26 protein-coding genes are annotated in these 24591 nt (G+C 63.1%); 24 read left to right on the top strand and 2 right to left on the bottom strand.

Annotation, left to right across the window (positions count from 1 at the left end):
* The first annotated feature begins 10 nt into the window (after positions 1–10).
* The 17 genes from AC3WOY_RS11950 (at position 11) to AC3WOY_RS11870 (ending at position 18951) form a co-directional block, all read left to right on the top strand.
* Positions 11–952 carry a pyridoxal-phosphate dependent enzyme gene (locus AC3WOY_RS11950; RefSeq protein ID WP_492423983.1) on the top strand — a complete coding sequence of 314 codons (942 nt, stop codon included), beginning with the start codon at positions 11–13 and terminating at the stop codon, positions 950–952.
* 1 nt (position 953) lies between these two features.
* The gene (aceK, locus tag AC3WOY_RS11945; protein ID WP_492423981.1) at positions 954–2747 is read left to right on the top strand and encodes a bifunctional isocitrate dehydrogenase kinase/phosphatase; all 1794 of its coding nucleotides are present in this window, start codon (positions 954–956) and stop codon (positions 2745–2747) included.
* 20 nt (positions 2748–2767) lie between these two features.
* Positions 2768–3949: an acetyl-CoA C-acetyltransferase gene (locus AC3WOY_RS11940; protein WP_492429279.1), complete on the top strand. Its 1182-nt coding sequence runs from the start codon at positions 2768–2770 to the stop codon at positions 3947–3949.
* A gap of 133 nt (positions 3950–4082) precedes the next feature.
* Complete coding sequence (locus AC3WOY_RS11935; protein ID WP_492423979.1) at positions 4083–4754, top strand: SDR family oxidoreductase; 672 nt, start codon at positions 4083–4085, stop codon at positions 4752–4754.
* Positions 4755–4765: 11 nt separating this feature from the next.
* On the top strand, positions 4766–5896 hold the full coding sequence (locus tag AC3WOY_RS11930; protein ID WP_492423977.1) for an acyl-CoA dehydrogenase family protein: 1131 nt from the start codon (positions 4766–4768) through the stop codon (positions 5894–5896).
* 10 nt (positions 5897–5906) lie between these two features.
* Complete coding sequence (locus AC3WOY_RS11925; protein WP_492423975.1) at positions 5907–6512, top strand: 2-hydroxychromene-2-carboxylate isomerase; 606 nt, start codon at positions 5907–5909, stop codon at positions 6510–6512.
* Positions 6513–6524: 12 nt separating this feature from the next.
* Complete coding sequence (locus AC3WOY_RS11920) at positions 6525–6926, top strand: rhodanese-like domain-containing protein (RefSeq protein ID WP_492423973.1); 402 nt, start codon at positions 6525–6527, stop codon at positions 6924–6926.
* The gene (locus AC3WOY_RS11915; protein WP_492423971.1) at positions 6926–7315 is read left to right on the top strand and encodes a YchJ family protein; all 390 of its coding nucleotides are present in this window, start codon (positions 6926–6928) and stop codon (positions 7313–7315) included. The genes AC3WOY_RS11920 and AC3WOY_RS11915 overlap by 1 nt, the downstream gene beginning before the upstream one ends.
* Before the next feature lie 17 nt (positions 7316–7332).
* The gene (locus AC3WOY_RS11910) at positions 7333–9027 is read left to right on the top strand and encodes an AMP-binding protein (protein ID WP_492423969.1); all 1695 of its coding nucleotides are present in this window, start codon (positions 7333–7335) and stop codon (positions 9025–9027) included.
* Positions 9028–9052: 25 nt separating this feature from the next.
* A complete protein-coding gene (locus tag AC3WOY_RS11905; protein ID WP_492423967.1) occupies positions 9053–10660 on the top strand; it encodes a carboxyl transferase domain-containing protein in 1608 nt (535 codons plus the stop codon).
* Between the two features lie 2 nt (positions 10661–10662).
* Entirely contained in the window at positions 10663–11448 is a 786-nt protein-coding gene (locus AC3WOY_RS11900) for an enoyl-CoA hydratase/isomerase family protein (RefSeq protein ID WP_492423965.1), read from the top strand.
* A 69-nt stretch (positions 11449–11517) separates the two neighbouring features.
* Entirely contained in the window at positions 11518–12858 is a 1341-nt protein-coding gene (gene bioA / locus AC3WOY_RS11895; RefSeq protein ID WP_492423963.1) for an adenosylmethionine--8-amino-7-oxononanoate transaminase, read from the top strand.
* A 2-nt stretch (positions 12859–12860) separates the two neighbouring features.
* Positions 12861–14042, top strand: coding sequence for an 8-amino-7-oxononanoate synthase (gene bioF / locus AC3WOY_RS11890; protein WP_492423961.1), 1182 nt, complete (start codon positions 12861–12863; stop codon positions 14040–14042).
* Positions 14039–14746, top strand: a complete 708-nt coding sequence (bioD, locus tag AC3WOY_RS11885; protein WP_492423959.1) for a dethiobiotin synthase — start codon at positions 14039–14041, stop codon at positions 14744–14746. Before bioF ends, bioD begins: the two co-directional genes overlap by 4 nt.
* 17 nt (positions 14747–14763) lie before the next feature.
* Complete coding sequence (bioB, locus tag AC3WOY_RS11880; RefSeq protein ID WP_492423957.1) at positions 14764–15795, top strand: biotin synthase BioB; 1032 nt, start codon at positions 14764–14766, stop codon at positions 15793–15795.
* 217 nt (positions 15796–16012) lie between these two features.
* A complete protein-coding gene (locus AC3WOY_RS11875; protein WP_492423955.1) occupies positions 16013–18028 on the top strand; it encodes an acetyl/propionyl/methylcrotonyl-CoA carboxylase subunit alpha in 2016 nt (671 codons plus the stop codon).
* Positions 18029–18042: 14 nt separating this feature from the next.
* Positions 18043–18951, top strand: coding sequence for a hydroxymethylglutaryl-CoA lyase (locus AC3WOY_RS11870; RefSeq protein WP_492423953.1), 909 nt, complete (start codon positions 18043–18045; stop codon positions 18949–18951).
* Positions 18952–18975: 24 nt separating this feature from the next.
* Here the strand turns inward: AC3WOY_RS11870 and AC3WOY_RS11865 are convergent, their stop codons facing one another.
* Entirely contained in the window at positions 18976–19773 is a 798-nt protein-coding gene (locus AC3WOY_RS11865; protein ID WP_492423951.1) for a bestrophin-like domain, read from the bottom strand.
* A gap of 100 nt (positions 19774–19873) precedes the next feature.
* Between AC3WOY_RS11865 and AC3WOY_RS11860 the strand changes: the two genes are divergently transcribed.
* The 7 genes from AC3WOY_RS11860 to AC3WOY_RS11830 are packed head-to-tail and all read left to right on the top strand — an operon-like array spanning position 19874 to position 23606.
* Positions 19874–20458, top strand: a complete 585-nt coding sequence (locus tag AC3WOY_RS11860) for a uracil-DNA glycosylase family protein (protein WP_492423949.1) — start codon at positions 19874–19876, stop codon at positions 20456–20458.
* A gap of 10 nt (positions 20459–20468) precedes the next feature.
* Positions 20469–20966, top strand: coding sequence for a YbaK/EbsC family protein (locus AC3WOY_RS11855; RefSeq protein WP_492423947.1), 498 nt, complete (start codon positions 20469–20471; stop codon positions 20964–20966).
* Between the two features lies 1 nt (position 20967).
* A complete protein-coding gene (locus AC3WOY_RS11850) occupies positions 20968–21396 on the top strand; it encodes a thioesterase family protein (RefSeq protein ID WP_492423945.1) in 429 nt (142 codons plus the stop codon).
* Positions 21397–21401: 5 nt separating this feature from the next.
* Complete coding sequence (locus tag AC3WOY_RS11845) at positions 21402–21602, top strand: DUF1289 domain-containing protein (protein WP_492429277.1); 201 nt, start codon at positions 21402–21404, stop codon at positions 21600–21602.
* A gap of 20 nt (positions 21603–21622) precedes the next feature.
* Positions 21623–22252, top strand: coding sequence for a 2-hydroxychromene-2-carboxylate isomerase (locus tag AC3WOY_RS11840; RefSeq protein ID WP_492423943.1), 630 nt, complete (start codon positions 21623–21625; stop codon positions 22250–22252).
* Positions 22252–22701, top strand: a complete 450-nt coding sequence (locus AC3WOY_RS11835) for a hypothetical protein (RefSeq protein ID WP_492423941.1) — start codon at positions 22252–22254, stop codon at positions 22699–22701. Before AC3WOY_RS11840 ends, AC3WOY_RS11835 begins: the two co-directional genes overlap by 1 nt.
* Positions 22698–23606 carry an MBL fold metallo-hydrolase gene (locus tag AC3WOY_RS11830; RefSeq protein WP_492423939.1) on the top strand — a complete coding sequence of 303 codons (909 nt, stop codon included), beginning with the start codon at positions 22698–22700 and terminating at the stop codon, positions 23604–23606. Before AC3WOY_RS11835 ends, AC3WOY_RS11830 begins: the two co-directional genes overlap by 4 nt.
* Here AC3WOY_RS11830 and AC3WOY_RS11825 read toward each other — a convergent pair.
* Positions 23593–24522 (bottom strand): LysR family transcriptional regulator, encoded by a 930-nt coding sequence (locus tag AC3WOY_RS11825; protein WP_492423937.1) that lies wholly within the window; start codon positions 24520–24522, stop codon positions 23593–23595. The two genes, AC3WOY_RS11830 and AC3WOY_RS11825, sit on opposite strands and share 14 nt — an antisense overlap.
* Positions 24523–24591: the final 69 nt, after the last annotated feature.

Genomic DNA, 24591 nt, shown 5'->3' with positions numbered 1-24591 from the left:
GGGCGCCGCTATGTCCGCACTCCACATCACCACACCGCTGCTCACACATGGCCCGCTCTCGGCCGCGCTCGGGACGCGTGTCATGCTGAAGATGGAGAACCTGCAGCCGTCCGGCTCCTTCAAGCTGCGCGGCATCGGCACCATGTGCCGGCGCGCGGCGGACAATGGGGCGACGCATTTCGTCTGCCCGTCCGGCGGCAATGCCGGGTTCGCCGCTGCCGTGGCCGGATCTGCGCTGGGTGTGCGGACAACCATCCTGGTGCCGCAAACGACCCATGAATCCGTGCGCGCCAAGATCCGCGACATCGGCGCGGAATGCATCGTGGCCGGCAATGTCTGGGACGAAACCAACGAAGAGGCGCTGCGCATGTGCCAGGCGCCCGGCGCCGTCTACATCCCGCCCTTCGACCATCACGATATCTGGGACGGCAACGCCACGCTGATCGACGAAGCGGTGGCGCAAGCGCACGAGGCTGGATTCGATTTCGACGTCGTGATCTGCTCTGTCGGCGGCGGCGGGCTGCTGTGCGGCGTGCTCGAAGGCCTGCATCGCAACGGCAAGGCGCATGTGCCTGTCATCGCGGTGGAGACGGAAGGCGCGGCATCGCTGAATGCCGCCGTCCATGCAGGCGAACTCGTTACCCTGCCCGCCATCACCTCGATCGCGACAACGCTCGGCGCGAAGCGCGTTGCCCAGCAGGCATTTGAATGGACAATGCGTCATGACGTGCGCGTCACGACCGTCAACGACGCACAGGCGGTTGACGCCTGCCTGCGCTTCGCCGACGACCTGCGCACCCTGGTCGAACCCGCTTGCGGCGCGGCACTCGCCGTTGCATATCGGCAATTGCCGCTCTTGAAAGAATTTCATGCTCCCTTGATCGTTGTCTGCGGCGGCATCGGGGTGGATTTGGCTAAACTGGAGGCTTGGAAGAACCACTTCGAGCGTTGACATGCCCCAGACCGCCTTTCCCAAACTCCTCTCGTCCCAGATCGCATTCGACATTGCGCGCACCATCCTTGACGGCTTCGACAAGCACTACCGGCTGTTCCGCGAGGAGAGCCTGGCGGCAAAGCGGTATTTCGAGAAGAGCGACTGGAAGACCGCGCAGCGGAAGGCACGCGAGCGTATCGCGTTCTACGACACACGGGTCCAGGAATGCGTGCAGACGCTGGAAGACGAGTACGACCAGGAAGAAATCGGCGATGAAGTCTGGCGCGAGGTGAAGCTGCATTACATCGGCCTGCTGATCAACCACAAGCAGCCGGAGCTGGCCGAGACCTTCTTCAATTCGGTGTGCTGCAACATCCTGCACCGCTCGTACTACCACAACGATTTTATTTTCGTGCGGCCGGCCGTGTCGACCGAATACCTCGAGACCGAAGAGCTGCTGCCGACCTACCGCGTGTACTACCCGGCCAAGGATGGCCTGCATTTCACGCTGAAGCGCATCGTCACCAACTTCCAGCTGTCGCCGTCCTTCGCCGATCTCGACCGCGACGTCGGCTTCGTCGAGGCGCGCATGCGGGCGATGTTCGGCAGCGACCTGCTCGAACCGAACCACCAGATCCAGGTGCTCGCCAGCCTGTTCTATCGCAACAAGGGCGCGTACATCGTCGGCAAGGGCATCAACGGCAATCGCATCTACCCGTTCGTCGTGCCCATCCTGTACAACCGCAAGGGGCAGCTGGTGCTCGATACGGTGCTGTTCGACCCGACGCTGATCACGGTGCTGTTCTCGTTCACGCGCGCCTACTTCATGGTCGACATGGAAGTGCCGTCCGCCTACGTGCATTTCCTGCGCTCGCTGATGCCCTACAAACCGCGCAGCGAAATCTACACCATCCTCGGCCTGCAGAAGCTGGGCAAGGCTGCGTTCTACCGCGACTTCCTGCACCACCTGCGGCATTCGTCGGATTGCTTCGAAGCGGCGCCAGGCATCCGCGGCCTGGTCATGGTGGTGTTCGCGCTGCCTTCCTTCAACTACGTGTTCAAGGTGATCAAGGACCACTTCCCGGCGCCGAAGGAAACCACGCGCGCGATCGTCAAGGAAAAATACCTGCTGGTGAAGAACCACGACCGCGTCGGACGCATGGCGGATACGCTCGAATATTCCAACGTCGCCTTCCCACGCGCGCGCTTCTCGTCAGAGCTGCTGGCGGAGCTGAAGGAAGTCGCGCCCTCCATCGTCGAGGAAGAAGGCGACGAGATCATCATCAAGCACGTGTACATCGAGCGCCGGATGATTCCGCTGAACATCTGGCTCTCAGAAGCGGAAAAGCGCGGCGACCACGCGGCGGTCGAGCACGGCATCGTCGAGTATGGCAATGCGATCAAGGAACTTGTCGGCGTGAACATCTTCCCCGGCGACATGCTGTACAAGAACTTCGGCGTCACCAAGCATGGCCGCGTGGTGTTCTACGACTACGACGAAATCGAATACATCACCGATTGCCAATTCCGCGAGATCCCGGCGCCGCGCAACGAAGAGGACGAAATGTCCAGCGAGCCGTGGTATCCGGTGGCGAAGAACGACGTTTTTCCCGAGCAGTTCGGCACCTTCCTGCTCGGCAATCCGGAAGTGCGCAAGTACTTCCTGAAGCACCACGCCGACCTGCTGACGGCGCATTACTGGCAGCGCGCCAAGCAGCGCATCCTTGACGGACACGTCGAGGACGTATTCCCGTATCCGCAGGAACTGCGCTTCAGCTACAAACCCCTTACCCCCGCGGCTCAGGCCGCCTAGCCACCTACTGGAGATGAATGATGAGTGATCCTATTGTTATCGTCGGCGCAGCACGTACCCCGATGGGCGCCTTCCAGGGCGACTTCTCCGCGCTGTCCGCAAGCGACCTGGGCGCAGTAGCGATCCGCGCCGCCGTCGAGCGCGCCGGCCTGGAGCCGAAGTTCGTCAACGAAGTCCTGTTCGGCAACTGCCTGATGGCAGGCCAGGGCCAGGCGCCGGCTCGCCAGGCGGCGATCAAGGCGGGCATCCCCGTTTCCGCGGGCGCCGTCACGCTGTCCAAGATGTGCGGTTCGGCGATGAAGGCCGCGATGATCGGCTATGACTCGCTGCTCGCCGGCAGCAACGAGGTCGTGATCGCGGGCGGCATGGAATCCATGACCAACGCTCCCTACCTGATTCCGAAGGCACGCGGCGGCTATCGCATCGGGCACGCCATGATGTACGACCACATGATGCTCGACGGCCTGGAAGACGCCTACGAGAAGGGCCGCTCGATGGGCACCTTCGGCGAGGATTGCGCCGCCAAGTACGAGTTCACCCGCGAAGAGCAGGATGCCTACGCCATTGCCTCCGTGCAGCGCGCGCAGGCGGCGACCAATGACGGCTCCTTCAAATGGGAAATCGCGCCGGTCACGATCGCAGGCAAGGCCGGCGACGTCGTGGTCGAAAAGGACGAAGGCCCGCTCAAGGCGCGCCTCGACAAGATCCCGTCGCTCAAGCCCGCGTTCAAGAAGGACGGCACCATTACTGCTGCCTCCTCTTCCTCGATCAACGACGGTGCTGCTGCGCTCGTGATGATGCGCGAATCGACCGCGCAGAAGCTGGGTTGCAAGCCGATCGCCCGCGTCCTCGGCCACACTACGCATGCGCAGGAACCGAACTGGTTCAGCACCGCGCCCGTCGGCGCCATCGAGAAGCTGTACAAGAAACTGAACCTGACCACCAAGGATGTGGACCTGTTCGAGATCAACGAAGCGTTCGCGGTCGTGCCGATGGCGGCCATGCGCGAGCACGGCATCCCGCACGACAAGATCAACATCCACGGCGGCGCGTGCGCGCTTGGCCATCCGATCGGCGCGTCCGGTGCGCGTATCCTCGTTACGCTGATCGGCGCACTGAAGAAGACCGGCGGCAAGCTGGGTGTGGCTTCGCTGTGCATCGGCGGCGGTGAAGGCACGGCAATGGCGATTGAGATCGTCTGATGCCAGGTCCCTCCCTCTTCAAGGGGGAGGTTAGGTGGGTGATGGGTTTCTGCAGTAACGCAACGGAAACCCATCCCCACCCCATCCCTCCCCTTGAAGGGGAGGGGGTTCCGAAAACGATACGGCCATCATCATGCCCACCGCACTCATCCTCGGCGCCTCCCGCGGCATCGGCCGCGAATTCGTGCGCCAGCTCCTCTCCGCCAACTGGCGCGTGATCGCCACTGCGCGCGACGACGCCTCGCTCGCCGAACTGCGCACCGCAGGCGCGGAGCCGTTCAAGCTCGATGTCGCCAATCCCGATTCGCTGGCCGGTCTCGGCTGGCAGCTCGATGGCGAAAAGCTCGACCTTGCCGTCTACGTTGCAGGCGTCTACGGTCCACAAGCGCAGAGCCCCAAGTCGCCGCCGACCGCACAGGATTTCGACAAGGTGATGCATACCAACGTGCTCGGTGCGATGCAGGCCATCCCGACGATTGCGCCGATGGTGGAAGCAGCCCAGGGCAAGTTCGCATTCATCAGCAGCGGCATGGGCAGCATCGGTGAAACCGATTCCACCTATGGCTGGCTGTACCGCACCTCGAAGGCCGCATTGAACATGGCCGTCAAGAGCGCATCGCTCGACTATCCGTCCGCCACTTTCGTCGCACTCTGCCCGGGCTGGGTGCGCACCAACATGGGCGGGCCGAATGCAACGACTTCCGTCGAGGACAGCGTCAGCGGACTGTTGAACGTGATCGACGGATTGAAACAAGAAGACAGCGGCACTTACCGCAATTACACCGGACGCACGCTGTCCTGGTAAAGGGAAAAAACATGGTTCTGTCGGAACAACACGAAATGATCCGCGATGCACTGCGCGCCTTCTCGCAGGAGCGGCTCGCCCCCAATGCCGCGCGCTGGGACAAGGAACACCACTTCCCGAAGGATGAACTGAAAGGTCTCGCGGAACTGGGCACCTTCGGCGTCGCGGTGCCGGAAGAACTGGGCGGCGCAGGCCTCGACTACCTGTCGCTGTCGCTGGTCCTCGAGGAAATCGCGGCCGGTGACGGCGGTACTTCGACCGTCATTTCTGTCAACAACTGCCCGGTGTGCAGCATCGCGATGATGTATGCCAACGATGCGCAGAAGGAGCAGTGGCTCAAGCCCCTCGCCCGCGGCGAAATGCTCGGCGCCTTCTGCCTGACGGAACCGCATGTCGGCAGCGATGCTTCCGCACTGCGCACGACGGCGACGCGCGATGGCGACTCCTACGTGTTGAACGGCGTGAAGCAGTTCATCACCAGCGGCAAGTACGCCGACGTCGCGATCGTGATGGCGGTGACCGACAAGGAAGCCGGCAAGCGGGGCATCAGCGCGTTCTGGGTGCCGACCAATACGCCCGGCTACATTGTTGCCCGTCTCGAGGAAAAGATGGGCCAGCATTCATCGGATACCGCGCAGATCCTGTTCGAGAACTGCCGCATTCCGACGCAGAACCTGATCGGCGAAGAAGGCCAGGGCTACAAGATCGCGCTGTCGGGACTGGAAGGCGGCCGCATCGGCATCGCCTCGCAGTCGGTCGGCATGGCACGCGCCGCCTTCGACGCCGCCCTCGCGTATGCGAAGGAGCGCACCAGCTTCGGCAAGACGCTGTTCGAACACCAGGCAGTGCAGTTCAAGCTGTCCGAGATGGCGACGCAGATCGAGGCCGCCCGCCAGCTCATCTGGCACGCCGCCAGCCTGAAGGATGCGGGCAAGCCCTGCCTGAAGGAAGCGGCCATGGCCAAGCTGTTCGCCAGCGAGATGGCCGAGCGTGTCTGCTCCGATGCGATCCAGGTCCATGGCGGTTACGGCTATGTCAGCGATTTCCCGGTCGAACGCATCTACCGCGACGTGCGCGTCTGCCAGATCTACGAAGGCACGAGTGAAATCCAGAAAATCCTGATCAGCCGCGCGCTGGCCTGACGGAGTGCGCATGGCGACGCCGCTCGATTTCTACTTCGATTTTTCTTCGCCTTACGGGTACTTCGCTGCAACACGCATCGAAGCGCTCGCGGCGAAGCATGGCCGTCGCGTGGCATGGCATCCGGTCCTGCTCGGAGCGATCTTCAAGACCACGGGCGGGGTGCCGCTGCCCATGGTGCCGTTGAAGGGCGATTACTCGTACCGCGATTTCGAGCGCAGCGCGCGTTTTCACGACATTCCGTACACGCGTCCCGCCAGCTTTCCCATCGCCACGCAACTGCCTGCGCGCGCGATGACATGGATCGCCCGCGACTTCGGCGATTACAAGGCGGTGCCGTTTGCGAAAGCCGTGTACGCATCGTATTTCGTCGACGGGATCGACATCTCGCGTCCGGAAGGCATCGCTGCCGCATGCGAGCAGATCGGCATCCGCCACGATGCCGTGCTGGAAGGCGCGAACAGCCAGGAAATCAAGGACATGCTGAAAGACGAGGTCGACGCCGCCGTCGAGCGCGGCGTGTTCGGTTCGCCCTTCGTCATCGCGGACGACGAACCGTTCTGGGGTTTCGACCGCTTCGACCAGCTCGAAGCATTTCTGAAAAACGGAAAAATTTAGGGAGACAAGGTCATGCCGATGAAGAAGGGATACAAGGCGCTGGTCGATGAAGCGATGGCGCAGGTCAAGACCTACAGCGTGGAACAGGCGAGGGCCAGGCTGGAAGACCCGAACGTGCAGTTCGTCGACGTACGCGACGTGCGCGAGCTGGAGCGCGAAGGCGTGATCCCCGGCGCCTATCCTGCGCCGCGCGGCATGATCGAATTCTGGGTCGATCCGGATTCGCCGTACTTCAAGCCGGTATTCGGTGAGAAGAAGGAATTCATTTTCTTTTGTGCCGCCGGCTGGCGCAGCGCGCTGACGACCAAGACGGTGCAGGACATGGGCATGGAAAACGTGGCCCACATCGAAGGCGGCTTCAGCGCATGGAAGGCGGCGGGCGCCCCGGTGGCTGAAAAGGCAAAGAAGGCGTAATGGCAAAGAAGGAAGTGCAGCCCTGCCCCTGCGGCGGCACCGCTTATGAAAACTGCTGCGGCCGCTTCATCGACAACGGCGAGATACCGGAGACGGCGGAGCAACTGATGCGCTCGCGCTACAGCGCCTATGTCCTGCAGAAGGAACCCTATCTGAAGGCAACCTGGCATCCGAGCACGCGCCCTGCGGACGCCATCGTGCAGGACGACGGCACGAAATGGCTGGGGCTGGAGGTAAAGAAGCATGTCCCCGCCGGCAACGAGGCGACGGTGGAATTCGTTGCCCGCTACAAGGTCGGCGGACGCGCCCATCGCCTGCATGAGGTCAGCCGTTTCGTGCGCGAGGACGGCCGATGGTTCTACGTGGATGGAAGTTTTCCCGAAACATAATGAGTGGAGAGATTGGAATGGCGAAGTTGGTTACAAGCTACGACCAGGGCAGTCGCGAAACGCCGTTGATCGAACAGACGATCGGTGATTTCTTCGATGCCATGGCCAGCCGTTTTCCCGATAACGAGGCACTGGTGTCATGCCACCAGCAGATCCGCACCACCTATCGCCAGTTGCAGCAGGAATCGAACAGGCTGGCGAGCGCATTGCTCGAATCCGGCTTGCGTCCCGGCGACCGCATCGGCATCTGGTCGCACAACAACGCGCAATGGCTGCTGACGCAGATTGCCACCGCCAAGGCCGGCCTCATCCTGGTCAACATCAATCCGGCCTACCGCCTCGCGGAGCTGGAATATGCGCTGAACAAGGTCGGCTGCAAGTCGCTGATCACGATGACCACGTTCAAGACCAGCAATTACATCGAGATGGTGCAGGCGACGGCGCCGGAGCTGGCAGTGAGCAAGCCGGGTTCGCTCAACGCCGCCAAGGTGCCGGCACTGAAGACCGTGATCCAGCTGGGCGACGATCATGTTCCCGGCATGATGCGCTTCGCCGACCTGATGGCGATGGGCAATCACGAAGATGCCCGCCTGGCGGACATCGCGAAAAAGCTGAAGAACACCGACGCGATCAATATCCAGTTCACCAGCGGCACCACGGGCTTTCCGAAGGGCGCGACGCTCACCCATCGCAATGTGCTGAACAACGGTTTCTTCATCGGCGAAGCAATGCGGCTTACGCCGCAGGACCGGCTCTGCATCCCTGTGCCGCTCTACCATTGCTTCGGCATGGTGCTGGGCAACCTCGCCTGCCTCACGCATGGCGCGACCATCGTCTATCCCAACGAAGCCTTCGATCCGCTTTCGGTGCTGCAGGCGGTACAGCAGGAACGCTGCACCGGGTTGCACGGCGTGCCGACCATGTTCATCGCCGAACTCGACCATCCGCGCTTCAAGGAATTCGATCTCTCGACGCTGCGCACCGGCATCATGGCCGGTTCGCCCTGCCCCATCGAGGTCATGAAGCGCGTCGTCAGCGACATGCACATGAGCGAAGTGACGATTGCCTACGGCATGACCGAGACCAGCCCGGTCAGCTGCCAGAGCACCACGGATACGCCGCTGGAAAAGCGTGTCGCGACCGTCGGCAAGACGCAGCCGCACCTTGAGGTGAAGATCGTCAATCCCGATACCGGCGCAACTGTCCCCGTGGGCACGTCGGGCGAATTGTGCACGCGCGGTTATTCGGTGATGCACGGCTACTGGGAAGATCCGCAGAAGACCGCCGAGGCGATCGACGCCGAAGGCTGGATGCATACCGGCGACCTCGCGGTGATGGATGCCGAGGGGTACGTGAATATCTCCGGCCGCATCAAGGACATGGTGATCCGCGGCGGCGAAAACATTTATCCGCGCGAGATCGAGGAATTCCTGTACCGGCATCCCGCCGTGCAGGATGTGCAGGTGGTGGGCGTGCCCGACAGGAAGTACGGCGAGGAACTGTGCGCGTGGATCATCCTGCGTCCGGGCGCTGAACTGGACGAGGAAGGCGTGCGCGAATTCTGCCGCGGGCAGATTGCGCATTACAAGGTGCCGCGCTACATCCGCTTCGTCAGCGCCTTCCCGATGACGATCACGGGCAAGGTGCAGAAGTTCAGGATGCGTGAACTGATGAAAGAAGAACTCAAGCTCGAAGAAGACAAGACGGCTTGAAAACCACAATAACAAAGGACCGGACATGGCTCACATTGAAAGCAAACTGAACACCCGCAGCGAAGACTTCAAGAACAACGCTGCTGCCATGCAGCGCGTGGTGGACGACCTGAAGGAAAAGATCGCGAAGATTTCCCTCGGAGGTGGTGAGGACGCGCGCAAGAAGCATGTATCGCGCGGCAAGCTGCTGCCGCGCGACCGCGTGCAGATGCTGCTCGACCCTGGCACGCCCTTCCTCGAACTGTCGCAGATGGCGGCGTACGACATGTACGACAATGCGGCGCCGTCGGCCGGCATCATCACCGGCATCGGCCGCGTGGCTGGACAGGAATGCGTGATTGTCTGCAATGATGCGACGGTGAAGGGCGGAACGTATTACCCGATCACCGTGAAGAAGCACCTGCGCGCGCAGGAAATCGCCGACCAGAACAACCTTCCCTGTATTTACCTCGTCGATTCGGGCGGCGCCAACCTGCCGAACCAGGACGACGTGTTCCCCGACCGCGACCACTTCGGCCGCATCTTCTACAACCAGGCCAACCTGTCGGCCAAGGGCATTCCGCAGATCGCCGTGGTGATGGGGTCCTGCACGGCCGGCGGCGCCTATGTGCCGGCGATGAGCGATGAATCGATCATCGTGAAGGAACAGGGCACGATTTTTCTCGGCGGCCCGCCGCTGGTGAAGGCAGCGACCGGCGAAGTGGTGAGTGCGGAAGACCTCGGCGGCGGCGACGTGCACACGCGCCTGTCCGGCGTGGTCGACCATCTCGCGATGAACGACATGCACGCGCTGTCGCTGGCGCGCACCATCGTCTCCAACCTCAATCGCCAGAAGCCGCAGCAGCTCGTGCTGCGCGAGCCGGTGGCGCCGAAGTACGACACGCATGAACTGTACGGCGTGATCCCGACGGATACCCGCAAGCCTTTCGACGTGCGTGAAGTGATCGCGCGCATCGTGGACGGCAGCGAATTCGACGAGTTCAAGGCGCGCTACGGCACCACGCTGGTGTGCGGCTTTGCGCACATCTTCGGCATGCCGGTCGGCATCATCGCCAACAACGGCATCCTGTTCTCGGAATCGGCATTGAAGGGTTCGCACTTCATTGAACTGTGCTGCCAGCGCAAGATCCCGCTGGTGTTCCTGCAGAACATCACCGGCTTCATGGTCGGCCGCAAGTACGAGAACGAAGGCATCGCGCGCAACGGCGCGAAGATGGTGACGGCGGTGTCGACCGCATCCGTGCCGAAATTCACGGTGATCATCGGCGGCAGTTTCGGCGCCGGCAACTACGGCATGTGCGGCCGCGGTTTCTCGCCGCGCATGTTGTGGATGTGGCCGAACGCGCGCATCTCGGTGATGGGCGGCGAACAGGCGGCCAGCGTGCTGGCGACGGTCAAGCGCGACGGCATCGAGGCCAAGGGCGGTAGCTGGTCGGCGCAGGAAGAGGAAGCGTTCAAGGCGCCGATCCGCGAGCAGTACGAACACCAGGGCCATCCGTACTACGCATCGGCACGCCTGTGGGATGACGGCGTCATCGATCCGGCGGATACCCGCATGGTACTGGGGCTGGGATTGAGCGCAGCGTTGAATGCGCCGATCCCGGAAACGAAGTTCGGCGTATTCAGGATGTAAGCATGAGTTACCAGACCCTTGAAGTAGCCCTTGACGGCCGCGTAGCCACCGTCACGCTGAACCGGCCTGAGGTCCGCAACGCGTTCAACGAAACGACGATTGCGGAAATCACCCAGGTTTTCCGCGAACTCGGCCGGAACGGCGACGTGCGAACGATCGTGCTCGCCGCCAACGGCCCGGCCTTTTGCGCCGGCGCCGACCTCAACTGGATGAAGAAAATGGCCGGCTACACGCACGAGGAAAACCGTGCCGATGCCGCCCAACTGGCCGAGATGTTGCGCACCATCTATACCTGCCCGAAACCGGTCGTCGCAAAGGTGCAGGGCGATTGCTATGCCGGCGGCATGGGGCTGGCTGCCGCATGCGACATCATCATTGCAAATGAGGCAACAAATTTTTGCCTGAGCGAAGTCAAACTCGGCCTGATTCCTGCGACAATCTCGCCTTACGTCATTATCGCGATGGGCGAAAACGCCGCCCGCCGCTATTTCCTCACCGCGGAGCGTTTCTCCGCCCAGGAAGCGCACCGGATCGGATTTGTGCACCAGGTTACCGCCGCAGATGCATTGGACGCGGCAGTCGCCGACATCGTCAAGGCGCTGGTCACCAACAGCCCGAACGCCGTGAAGGAAGCCAAGCGTCTCGTGCAGGACGTCGCCGGCCAGCCGCTGACAGCGGAACTGATCGCCGACACCGCCGAGCGCATCGCTGACATCCGCAGTTCCGAAGAGGGCAAGGAGGGTGTGCGTTCATTCCTGGAGAAGCGCAAGCCGAACTGGCTGGGATAAGAAAGGACGAGTCCCTTCCCCCTGGCAGGGGGAAGGAGCAGGCAAGTAGATGTATTACGTGGAGCATTCTTGAACGCAAGCCTCAAATCCGACTGGGTCGAACGCAGCCTGAAAAGCGTCTGGCACCCGTGCACGCAGATGCAGCACCACGAAACGGTGCCGCTGGTGCCGGTCAGCCATGGGCGCGGCGCATGGCTGTACGATGCCAATGGCCAGCGCTACCTCGACGGTATCAGCTCGTGGTGGGTCAACCTGTTCGGCCATGCCAATCCGCGCATCAATGCGGCGCTGAAGGAACAGCTCGACCTGCTGGAGCATGCGATGCTCGCCGGCTTCACGCATGAACCGGTGATCACGCTGTCGGAAAAACTGTCGGCGCTCACCGGCGGCGTGCTTGGCCATTGCTTTTACGCGTCGGACGGCGCTTCCGCCACCGAGATCGCGCTCAAGATGAGCTTCCATTACTGGCGCAACAGCGGCAAGGATGCCAAGCGCGAATTCGTGTGCCTGAAGGGCAGCTACCACGGAGAAACGGTGGGCGCGCTCGCCGTCACCGACGTCGCGATCTTCCGCGATGCGTACGGTCCGATGCTGCAGCAAGCCCATGTCGTGACCGCGCCCGATGCACGCAATGCGCAGGAGGGCGAAAGTGCCGCCGACATGGCGCGCCGCGCCGCCCGCGATCTCGAGACGCTGCTCCAGGAGCGCAGCGACAGGATCGCCGCCGTCATCATCGAACCGCTGGTGCAGTGCGCCGCCGGCATGGCGATGTACGATTCGGTCTACCTGAAGGAAGTGCGCGCCCTGTGCGACCGCTTCCAGGTCCACCTGATCGCGGATGAAATCGCAGTCGGCTGCGGCCGCACCGGCACCTTCTTTGCCTGCGAGCAGGCATCGATCTGGCCTGACTTCGTGTGCCTGTCCAAGGGCATCAGCGGCGGTTACCTGCCGCTGTCGCTGGTCATGACACGCGACGAAATCTATCGCGCCTTCTATCACAGCGACGTCACGCGCGGCTTCCTGCATTCGCATTCCTACACCGGCAATCCGCTCGCCTGCCGTGCGGCGCTGGCCACCCTCGCTATCTTCGAAGAAGACGACGTGCTCAAGCGCAATTCCGAGCGCGCGGCAAAGCTCACTGCTGCACTGGCGCCGCTGGCCTCGCACGCAAAGGTCAGGAACTTCCGCCAGCGCGGCATGATGTGGGCTTTCGATGCCGTGGTCGACGATCCGGCCAGGGCGGCGACCTTCTCGCGTCGTTTCTTTACCGAAGCCCTGCAGCAGGAACTGTTGCTGCGCCCGATCGGCCGGACGGTCTACCTGATGCCGCCCTACATCCTCGACGACGAGGAAATCGCGCTGCTGGCATCGCGTACGCTCGCCGTGTTCAACAAGGTCGTGGAGGCCTGACGATGGAACTGCTTGCCAACCTCGAACGCGAACTGCAGCAACTCGACCGCCAGAGCCTGCGCCGCCGCCTGCGTGTCGCCGAAACGCCGTGCGTGCCGCGCATGAAGGTCGACGGCCGCGACATGCTGGCCTTCTGCAGCAACGACTACCTCGGCCTCGCCTCGCATCCGCGCCTCGTCGAGGCCTTGCGCGAAGGCGCCTCCCGTTACGGTGTCGGCAGCGGCGCCTCGCACCTGATCAGCGGCCACTCGCGCGCGCATGCGCTGCTGGAAGAACGCTTCGCCGATTTCCTGTCGCCGCACATCGAATCGCCGCGCGCCCTGTATTTCTGCACCGGCTACATGGCCAACCTGGCGGTGCTGACAGCCCTTGCCGGGCGGGATGCGGAGATTTTCTCGGAAGAGCTGAATCACGCATCGCTCATCGACGGCGCGCGGCTCTCTCGCACCAGCGTCAAGGTTTATGCGCACGGCGACGCGGATGCGCTTGAGCAACTCCTCCAGGCCAGCACGGCGAAAACCAAGCTCGTCGTCACCGACAGCGTATTCAGCATGGACGGCGATCTCGCGCCGCTGCCGAAACTGCTGAAGCTGTGCGAACAGTATGGCGCCTGGCTGGTGGTCGACGACGCGCATGGTTTCGGCGTGCTCGGACAGAACGGGCGCGGTGCGCTGGAACATTTCAACCTGCGCTCGCCCTACCTCGTGTACATGGGGACGCTGGGCAAGGCGGCGGGCGTCGGCGGCGCGTTCGTCGCCGCGCATTCGACGGTGATCGAATGGCTGGTGCAACGGGCACGGCCCTACATCTACACTACGGCGGCAGCGCCCGCGCTGTCGCACGCCCTGATGGCCAGCATGGACATCATTGCCGGGGAAGAAGGCGCGCAGCGCCGCGCCCACCTGCGGTCCCTGATCGGCCAGCTGCGCAGCGAACTCAATTTGCAACGCTGGAAGCTGTTCCCCTCGAACACCGCGATCCAGCCCGTGATCATCGGCGCCAACGATGAAGCCATGCGCGCCGCGACGGCGCTGTATGACCAGGGTTTCTGGGTGCCGGGGATTCGTCCGCCGACGGTGCCGGCCGGCACGGCACGCTTGCGTGTCACCCTGTCGGCATCGCACACCGGGCCGGAGGTTTCTCAACTGGCCAGCGCTTTCAATTTGCTGGAGGCCTTCGCATGAGCGCATCGATCGGCTATTTCGTGACCGGCACCGATACCGAGATCGGCAAGACGCTGGTGTCGTGCACGTTGCTGCATGCTCTCGCGCAAGCGGGAGTACGCGCCGCAGCCATGAAACCCGTGGCCGCAGGCGCTGAATTCCGCGACGGCGCATGGCACAACGAGGATGTCGACCTGCTTGCCGCTGCGGCGCCGGTCGTGCTGCCGGTTGACTTGACGACGCCGTACCTGCTGCGCGATGCCGCCGCGCCGCATATCGCCGCTGCGCAGGAAGGCGTCGGCATCGACCTCGCCCGCATCATGGACTGCTACGCCCGTGTCGCGGCGGCAGCCGATGCGGTGGTGGTCGAGGGCGTGGGCGGTTTTCGCGTGCCCCTGTCGGCCACGCAGGACACCGCCGATCTCGCGCAGCAGCTCGGCCTGCCGGTCGTGCTCGTGGTCGGCATGCGGCTCGGCTGCATCAATCATGCGTTGCTTACCGCCGACGCGATCGCCGCGCGGGGACTCAAGCTCGCCGGCTGGGTGGCCAACGTGGTCGATCCCGGCATGCGCTATGGCGTCGACAACGTCGTCGCGCTGACCGAACGCCTGAATGCACCGATGCTCGGCACGATCCCGCGCCTGCCGTCGGCAGACCCGGCGCTCGCCGCGCCTCATCTCGATTTTTCAAGTTTGCCGGGCTGGCCCCGGCCCGTTTCACACTGATGCAAAGGAAGCAGTCCATGTCGTCGCAACCGATCACATTCCAGCAAGTTCCGACTCCCGCGAAGCTGCGCGAAATCGCCGCCCAACGTTGGCCGGTCGCCAAGATCGAGGAACTGTTCAACCTGCCGTTCAGCGATTTGCTGTTCCGCGCGCAGCAGGTCCATCGCGAAAACTTCGACCCGCAGGAAGTGGAACTGGCCACGCTGATGTCGATCAAGACCGGCGGCTGCCCGGAGGATTGCGGCTATTGCCCGCAGGCCGCGCGCTACGACACCGGCGTCAAGGCGCAGAAGATCCTGGAACTGGAAACGGTGCTCGACGCCGCCCGCAAGGCGAAGGAGCACGGCGCGACCCGTTTCTGCATGGGCGCGGCATGGCGCGAGCCGAAGGACCGCGACCTCGACCACGTCGAGGCGATGGTGCGCGGCGTCAAGGACCTCGGCATGGAAGCCTGCGTGACGCTGGGCATGCTGGCCGAAGGCCAGGCGGAGCGCCTGAAGGCGGCGGGCCTGGATTACTACAACCACAACCTCGACACCGCGCCCGAGTTCTACAACAACATCATCACCACGCGCGACTACCAGAACCGTCTCGATACGCTGGAGCGTGTGCGCAACGCCGGCATCAAGGTGTGTTGCGGCGGCATCGTCGGCATGGGCGAATCGCGCCGTCAGCGCGCCGGCCTGGTCGCGCAGCTGGCGAACATGGATCCGTATCCGGAATCGGTCCCGGTCAACAACCTGGTGCAGGTCGAGGGCACGCCCCTGCACGGCACCGACCCGATCGATCCGCTGGAATTCGTGCGCACCATCGCGGTGGCGCGCATCACCATGCCGAAGGCGCGCGTGCGCTTGTCCGCAGGCCGCCGCGAGATGGGCGAGGCGGTGCAGGCGATGTGCTTCCTGGCGGGCGCGAATTCGATTTTCTACGGCGACAAGCTGCTGACGACCGGCAATCCGGATGTCGAGGCGGATCGCGTGCTGCTGGAAAAGCTCGGCATGCGCGTGAAGCATACGCAGCATGAGCCGAAGTGCGAGGTAACGCAGTAATCCGTATGGAACCCCTCTCCCGTGGGCGGGAGAGGGGCAGGGGTGAGGGGGCTTGCAAGACCTTGGGCGCTTGCGCAACGCCCCTCATCCCCAACCCTTCTCCCGCCTGCGGGAGAAGGGAGCAGGAGACGCAGTTGATTTAACGAGGAATCACCCCCAATAACAACGATTTGCATCCCTCGACACAATCGAGAGAGACAGCACCAAAGGAGTCAGCGTGTTCACCAAGATCCTGATTGCAAACCGCGGCGAAATCGCCTGCCGTGTCGCCGCCACCGCCCATCGCATGGGCATCAAGACCGTCGCGGTCTATTCGGAGGCGGATGCCAACGCCAAGCACGTCGCCGTGTGCGACGAGTCCGTCCTCATCGGCCCCGCCCCCGCGAAGGAAAGCTACCTGCGCGCGGACAAGATCATCGAGGTTGCGCTTGCCACCGGCGCGCAGGCGATCCATCCCGGCTACGGCTTCCTGTCGGAGAACGAGGACTTTGCCGAAGCTTGCGCCAAGGCCGGCCTCGCCTTCATCGGCCCGCCGGCATCGGCGATCCGCGCGATGGGTTCGAAGTCTGCCGCGAAGGCCTTGATGGAAAAGGCGGCCGTTCCGCTGGTGCCGGGTTACCACGGCGACACGCAGGATGCCGACTTCCTGCAAGGGCAGGCCGACAAGATCGGTTACCCGGTGCTGCTCAAGGCCAGCGCCGGCGGCGGCGGCAAGGGCATGCGGATCGTCGAGAAGAGCGCCGATTTCAAGGCCGCGCTGGAATCCTGCAAGCGCGAAGCCATCAACAGCTTCGGCGACGACAAGGTGCTGGTCGAAAAATACCTGACCCGTCCGCGCCACATCGAGATCCAGGTGTTCGCCGACACCAAGGGCAATTGCGTGTACCTGTTCGAGCGCGACTGCTCGGTGCAGCGCCGTCACCAGAAGGTGCTGGAAGAAGCGCCGGCGCCCGGCATGACGGCAGAACGCCGCAAGGCCATGGGCGAAGCCGCCGTCGCCGCCGCCAAGGCAGTGGGCTACGTCGGTGCCGGCACGGTGGAATTCATCGCCAACCAGGACGGCTCGTTCTACTTCATGGAAATGAACACCCGCCTGCAGGTGGAGCATCCGGTCACCGAAATGATCACCGGCACGGACCTGGTCGAATGGCAATTGCGCGTGGCCTTCGGCGAGGCACTGCCGAAGAAGCAGGAAGAACTGACCATCCACGGCCATGCACTGGAAGCACGCATCTACGCGGAGAATCCCGAGAAGGGCTTCCTGCCGTCGATCGGCACGCTGCGCCACATGCACACGCCGTCCGCCGTCACCTTCGAACTGGGCAAGGGCATTGCGGGCAATGACCCGGCCGCGATCCGCATCGATTCCGGCGTGCGCGAAGGCGATGCCATCTCCCCGTTCTACGACCCGATGATCGCCAAGCTGATCGTCTGGGGCAAGGATCGCGAGGAGGCGCTGGCGCACATGGCACAGGCGCTGTCGGAATACCAGATCGTCGGCCTCGCCACCAACGTCGCCTTCCTCAAGCGCCTGGTCGAGAGCAAGCCCTTCTCCGGCGCGGACCTCGACACCGGCCTGATCGAGCGCAACCACGCCGAACTGTTCCCGCCGGTGCCGCAGACCGCGCTGCCGGTGCTCGCGCTCGCAGCCGCCTCGCTGCTGGTGTCGGAGCAGAACGCCGGCGCCGCAGCGAACGACCCCTGGGCCAATACCAGTGGCTGGCGCATGAACACGACCTTGCTGCGCACGCTCGATTACTCGGATGAGTCCGGCGCCTACCCGGTCACCATCGGCTACAAGGAGACCGGCTGGTCGATCGCCCAAGGCGCGACGGCAGCGGCGATGACGCTGGTGGAACGCAACGGCAAGCATCTCGTGATCAAACTCGACGGCGCAGCGGTGCGCGGCACGGTGGTGCGCGACGGCGAAATGTTCCACGTCTTCACCGGCGGCGCCCACTTCCCGCTGCACTACAACGACCCGCTCGCGCATGCCGGCGAATCGGAGGCCGAAGGTGGCCGCCTGACCGCGCCGATGCCGGGCAAGATCGTGGCGGTGCTGGTCGACAAGGGCAAGACCGTCGAGAAGGGCGCGCCGCTGCTGATCATGGAAGCGATGAAGATGGAGCACACGATTGCGGCGCCGGCCAACGGCACGGTCGAGGACCTGCTGTATGCGGTCGGCGACCAGGTGGCGGAAGGGGCGCAGTTGCTGGCGTTCAAGGCAGCCTGAACAAGGAGCGAGAAATGGGAATGCCCACCAAGGTAAAGATCGTCGAAGTCGGCCCGCGCGACGGCCTGCAGAACGAAAAGGAAACCATCCCCGTCGAGGTCAAGATCGAACTGGTCGACCGCCTGACGGAAGCGGGTTTCTCCAACATCGAAGCCGCATCCTTCGTGTCGCCCAAGTGGGTGCCGCAAATGGCAACGTCCACGGAAGTCATGGCCGGCATCTCGCGCAAGGCGGGCGTGATCTATTCCGCGCTGACGCCGAACATGAAGGGCTTTGAAGGCGCGCTCGCGGCGAAGGCCGATGAAGTCGTCATCTTCGGCGCCGCGTCCGAAGCCTTTTCGCAGAAGAACATCAACTGCTCCATCGCCGAATCGATCGAACGCTTCCGGGATGTCGCACAGGCCGCCAAGCAGAACAACATCCGCCTGCGCGGCAGCATCAGCTGCGCCTTCGGCTGTCCCTACCAGGGCGAAGTGTCGCCGGAAAGCGTGGCCGACGTGGTGCGCCGTCTGAAGGACCTCGGCTGCGACGAGATCGACATCGCCGACACTATCGGCGTCGGCACGCCGCGCCATGTGCAGAAAATCATGGAGCGCGCCGCGAAGGAATTCCCGATCGCGCAACTGTCCGGCCATTTTCATGATACCTACGGCCAGGCGCTGGCGAACATCTACGCGGCGATGGAAGTCGGCGTGTCGACTTTCCACTCATCGGTGGCGGGGCTGGGCGGCTGCCCGTATGCGAAGGGCGCAACCGGCAACGTGTCCACCGAGGACGTGCTGTACATGATGAACGGACTGGGCGTGGATACCGGCATCGACCTGGACAAGGTGGTGGATGCCGGCCAGTTCATCTCGAAACACCTTGGCCGCAAGGCCGTGAGCCGCGCGGGAAATGCGATCGCAGCCAAGCGCCAGGGATAAGAAAGAGCGCATCGCGCCCTTTTTCTAAAGATTGCGTTTATCCAGCAACACCATGTTGTCCAGCACGCGGTGGAACATGGTCGGTGCGACCTGCAGCTCGCCGCGGAACGGCCAGTCGAGTGCCATCACGAGAAGCAGCACCAGTGTGGTTGCCGCGGTGAAGCCTCCGGTCAGCAGCATGTGCATGCGGGTGCTGGGCATGCCGAAGAGGAAGGTGAATCCGATCGTGATCGCGGTACCGATCAGGACGATCGCCCATACCTCCGGTTCGACGCCGCTTTCCGATGCCGCGATGCGCTCGCGCCGGGTGTCGCGCAGTTCATTGATCTGATGCAGCACTTCCTGCATGTAGGCAGCCTGGCCGGCATGCTGCGGCTCGAACTTCACCAGCATGTCCTGGATATCTTCCAGGGGCTTCCAGCCGCTGCGGGGATGTTCGGTGCGCGCCATGGCGGGCCATTCGTCGTTGATGACGGTGTCGACATACTGACGCAGCTTTTGCTGCATCGGCACGGCGACCGGACCGAGTCCGCGCGCATCGCGGTAGAGGTCGCCGACCAGCTCCGCTTCCCTGGCCTCAAGACTGGTGGCATTGTCGAACGAGCCCCAGACAGCGACGGCGATAAAGGCGATCAGCACCGCGTAGTTGATGCCGATGGCGGAAATGATGAAGGCGGTATGCTCGTTGTGCGCCTCGCGCGTCGCGTGGGGCACGACACGGTGGAACAGGCGCATCGCCAGACAGGCAAGGACGACCGTCACGGTCACGAACAGTCCTCCGGCCAGCCAGAGCGGGTTGTTGTAAATGAAATCGAGGATCACGTCAGCTTGTCTCCCTGGGCTGATGGTTATGGAATGCGTGCTGAATGATTGCCTGCGAAGTGCGAAATTGCAATCGATTTTCCGGACGGCGGGGCTTGCCATGACCTCGCTGCCGCTGCTGCTCAGGCAGATCCGCGCCTGCGACAGGTGCGCGGTACACCTGCCGCACGGCCCGCGGCCGGTGGTGCAGGCGGGAAGCGGCGCGCGCCTGCTGATCGTCGGCCAGGCGCCGGGACGGATCGTGCACGAGACGGGCATTCCCTGGAATGACGCTTCGGGCGAACGCTTGCGCGCATGGCTCGGTATCGGCAAGGACGTCTTCTACGACGCAGGGCGCATAGCCATTGCGCCGGTCGGCTTCTGCTATCCCGGCAAGGGAAAAAGCGGCGACCTGCCGCCCCGCCGGGAATGTGCGCCGGCATGGCATCCGCAGTTGCTGGAAGCGATGCCGGGCGTGCAACTGACCCTGCTGATCGGGCGTCATGCGCAGGAATTCTATTTGCGGGACAATGGCAAATCGACGCTGACCGACACCGTCGCGGCGTACAAGGAATACCTGCCGTCGTATTTTCCGCTGCCGCACCCCAGCCCTCGCAACCAGGCGTGGTGGAAAGCCAATCCCTGGTTTGAGCGAGAGGTGCTGCCGGCATTGCAGCGGCAGATCGCAGCAGTCTTACTCAAGTGATCAAGGAAACATGCAAGACAAACTCCAGGAAAAACTGCCCGACACCGCACAGCGCGTGGCCGATCTGCTGATCTCCATCGGGCATGACAAGACGGTCGTGATGCTGTCCGAAACCGGCAAGACCTCGGCGGAAGCCGCCGCCGGGCTCGGATGCAGCGTGGCCGAGATCGCCAAGTCCATCGTCTTCCGCCGCCTGGCCGACGATGCCGCGGTGATGGTGGTGGCCAGCGGCGCCAATCGTGTCGATGAACACAAGGTGGCCGCCATCGTCGGACCGCTTGGCCGCGCGGATGCGAAGTTCGTGAAGACGCGCATCGGTTACGCCATCGGCGGCGTCTGCCCGATCGGCCATGTGGAGGAGACAGTGATGCTGATCGATCAGGACCTGATGCAGTATGGCAGTGTATGGGCGGCGGCGGGGCATCCGCATGCGGTGTTCAACCTGACCCCGCAGCAGCTCGTCGCGATGACCGGCGCGCCGGTGGTCGATGTGGCATTGAAGGCATAGCATGAGCCCCGACCTCAAACCCGGCGTAAGCTTCGATTGGACCTACACGGTGCCCGAGCGGGCGACCGTGCCGAGGCTCTACCATGACACCGGCTTCTGCCTCGACATGCCGGATGTGCTGGCGACCGGCTACATGGTCGGCATGATGGAGCTGGCCTGCGTGAACGGCATCATGCCCTACGTCGACTGGCCGCGCGAGCAGAGCGTGGGCGTGCATGTCAGCTTCTCGCACCTTGCCGCGACGCCGCCGGGAATGACGCTGCAGATCCGCGGCAAGGTGGTCGAGGTCGACGGCCGGCGCGTGAAGTTCCACGTCGAAGCCTGGGATGGCGTGGACAAGATCACCGAGGGCGTGCATGAGCGCATGATCATCGATCCGGCGAAGTTCAATGCGCGGATGGCGGACAAGAAATCGAAGCTGGCGGCGTGAGCGCGATGATCGACTACGACCCGGCAACCGATACCGGCAAGGTGCCCTCGCCCTGCATCAGCATTTGCAAGATGAATCCGCGCACCGGATTGTGCGAGGGATGCTTTCGTACGATTGACGAGATTGCGCAGTGGAGCACGGCGACCGAGGAAACGAAGCGCCGGGTGTGGATGGAGATCAAGCGCAGGCAGGATGCGCTGTTCTGAACAACAACGGAGGGAGCAACGTGAAGCAGATTGACTGGTACTTCGATTTCATATCCCCATTCTCCTATCTGCAGAGCGAACTGCTGCACACGCTACCCGGCAACGTCGCGGTCACCTTCCGCCCCGTGCTGTTCGCCGGCCTGCTTGCCCACTGGGACAACAAGGGGCCGGCCGAGATTGTGCCGAAGCGCACCTGGACTTTCGAGCACTGTGCCTGGCTCGCGTACAAGAACGGCATTCCGATGGCGATGCCTAGCCATCATCCCTTCAATCCCCTGCCGCTGCTGCGCTTGTGCATCGCGTTCGGCAATAAGGTGGAAGTGGTGCACCGCCTGTTCCGCTATGTCTGGCGCGAGGGACATCTGCCCTCGGACGAACGGCCCTGGCAGGCATTGATGCAGGAGCTGGGAGCGACCCAGGGCATGCTGGATGCACCCGAAGTCAAACAGCAGCTCCGCACCAATGGCGAAATGGCAATCGCCGCCAATGTATTTGGCGTGCCGACGGCAGTCGTGGATAATCGCAGTTTCTGGGGCCTGGATTCTACCGACATGCTGGTTGCCTACTTGCGTGAGGACCCCTTCTTCAGCTCCGATCTGCTCAGGCAAGCACAAACCCTGCCGCAAGGCATACAGAGAAGAAACACGTAATGAAATTCGCGTTTTACAAACCGGAGAAGCCGGTGACCGGACCGGCGTACAGTGGCATGTTCAAAGTTTTGGCGACGGTAGTGACCATTGTACTTGCCGGCTATGGCACACATATCGCGCTGCGCTTTCCCCTGATGCAGTACGGCTTCGGCGTGAAGGCGCTTCTGTTGTGCGCTGCACTGATGCTGGCTGTCAGCTATTACTGGTTCTTGCGTTCTACCATCACCATCGATGACAAAGGCATCACGCAGACATGGATGTACAACCGCAAGGTCGAATGGCCGGACATCCGCAGCGCGAAGATGATCGGCATCCCCTATATGAGCTGGATCTTCCCGCCGCGCCTCATCGTCCGTACCGGCACCGCCTATGCGACCTTCAACGGAGGATCGAAGGACGTGCTGGTTGAATTTGCGAAGATTTCCCTCGCGTACCAGATGAAAAAATGACACTTCACGAAACGATGCGCGTGTTCGAGCGCGGCTGGTTGTCGTCGAACAGCATCCTCTTCATTGGCTCCCGCGAGACGGCGCTGGTCGACAGTGGATATGCGACCCATGCCGACCAGACCCTTGCGCTCGTTGCCCATGCGCTGCAAGGCCGCACATTGGACCGGCTGGTGAACACCCACCTGCATTCCGATCATTGCGGAGGCAATGCCGCATTGCAGAACGCCTATGCATGCAGGACATCGATTCCTGCCTCCGAGGCGGACAAGGTGCATGCCTGGAACGAGGACGCACTGACCTACAAGGCGACCGGCCAGCAGTGTCCGCGCTTCACGTTTGACGACACGGTCGCGCCCGGCGACACGCTCACGCTCGGCGACATGACGTGGCAGGCTTTGGGTGCGCCGGGCCATGATCCGCATTCGCTGATTTTCTATTGCGCGGATGAGCGCATCCTGATTTCCGCCGACGCGCTGTGGCAGAACGGCTTCGGCGTGGTGTTCCCGGAGCTGGAAGGCGAGCCGGGATTCGGCGAGGTGCGCGCGACGCTGGAACTGATCGCCTCGCTCGACGTGAAGCTGGTCATCCCCGGACATGGCGCGCCCTTCACCGAGGTCGGCAAGGCGCTGGAGACGGCGTTCTCCCGCGTCGACTATTTCATGGCCGACCCGGCGCGCAATGCGCAGAATGCGGTCAAGGTGCTGCTGAAGTTCCTGCTGCTGGAGAAGCAGTCGATTCCGCTCGCGGAACTGGAGCCGCTGATGGGCGGCATGTATCTGTTCCGGGAATCGAACCGGCGCTACCTGAAGAAGGATGAGTCCGAGCTCGCACACTGGGCAGCCGCGCAGCTGGTGCGCGCCGGCGCCGCCGAAATGCGCGAAGGCCGCCTCTTCAACAAGGATTAGTGTCGGCGCGAAAGCGCATCGACGCGCACTCGATCACCGTACGCTTCATCAGTTCCGCCGACGCCGACAACTTGCGGCCCTTTTGCCATACGATCGCGAAATGGGTTTGCAGCTGTGCCGGCAGCGGCAGGTTCAGCCGCACCAGTTCCTTGCGGGCGACCTGTTCGATGACGGCGCTGGGTGGGGAAAAGAACAGCACGTCGGTCAGGACCGCGCTGGCCCTCAGCAGGCCGAAGTCGTTGCTGGCTAGCGCGCTGTTCGAGAGCTTGCTCGGCGGCAGTTCCGGATGCATCTTCAGCATGCGCTCCAGCTCCTTCGGAATCCGGGTCAGTCCGAGGAACGCATATTCCTGCAGGTCGGCAAGCGCCGGTTTCCTCTTCTTCGCCAGCGGGTGTCCCGCGCGCACATAAATACAGATCGGCTCCGCCGGCAGGTGCACGACATCGAATGCCATGATGTCTTCCAGCTCGCGCGAATCGGCGACAAAGAAATCGACCTCGCCATCCAGCAGCATGTGTTTCTGGTCATCCCAGTAACCGGACTCCACGACCACCTGCACATGCGCCGCGACTTCGTGCAGGCGCGCGAGGCACAGCGGGATCAGCGACGAGCACAGTACCGTGCCGGCGCCGATGCGGACCAGGCAGGCTTCCTGCCGCCTGATCAGGTCGATCTCGGTGCGCAGTTGCTGGAAGTCGCTCAATAGCGAGGACGAACGCGACAGCAGCCACTGCCCGGCCGGTGTCAGCTGCATCCCGCGCGAGAGCCGGTCGAACAGGATGACGCCCAGGTCGTCTTCCAGCGTGCGGATGCTCTTCGACAGCGCGGGCTGCGAGATATTCAGCCTCACGCTTCCCCTATGGACATTGCCGGATTCCGCCAGCGCCACGAAGTGCTGCAGCTGTTTCAGGTTCATCTGATAACTCCGGGATATCGGTCGAGGGAAAAAATCTCATTAGACAGTGTTTCGGCGCCACCAGATACT

This window comes from Noviherbaspirillum sp. FW303-A3 (genome assembly GCF_058788695.1).
Note: the sequence above shows the minus strand (reverse complement) of the source record. Positions and strands in the feature narration are given on the sequence as shown.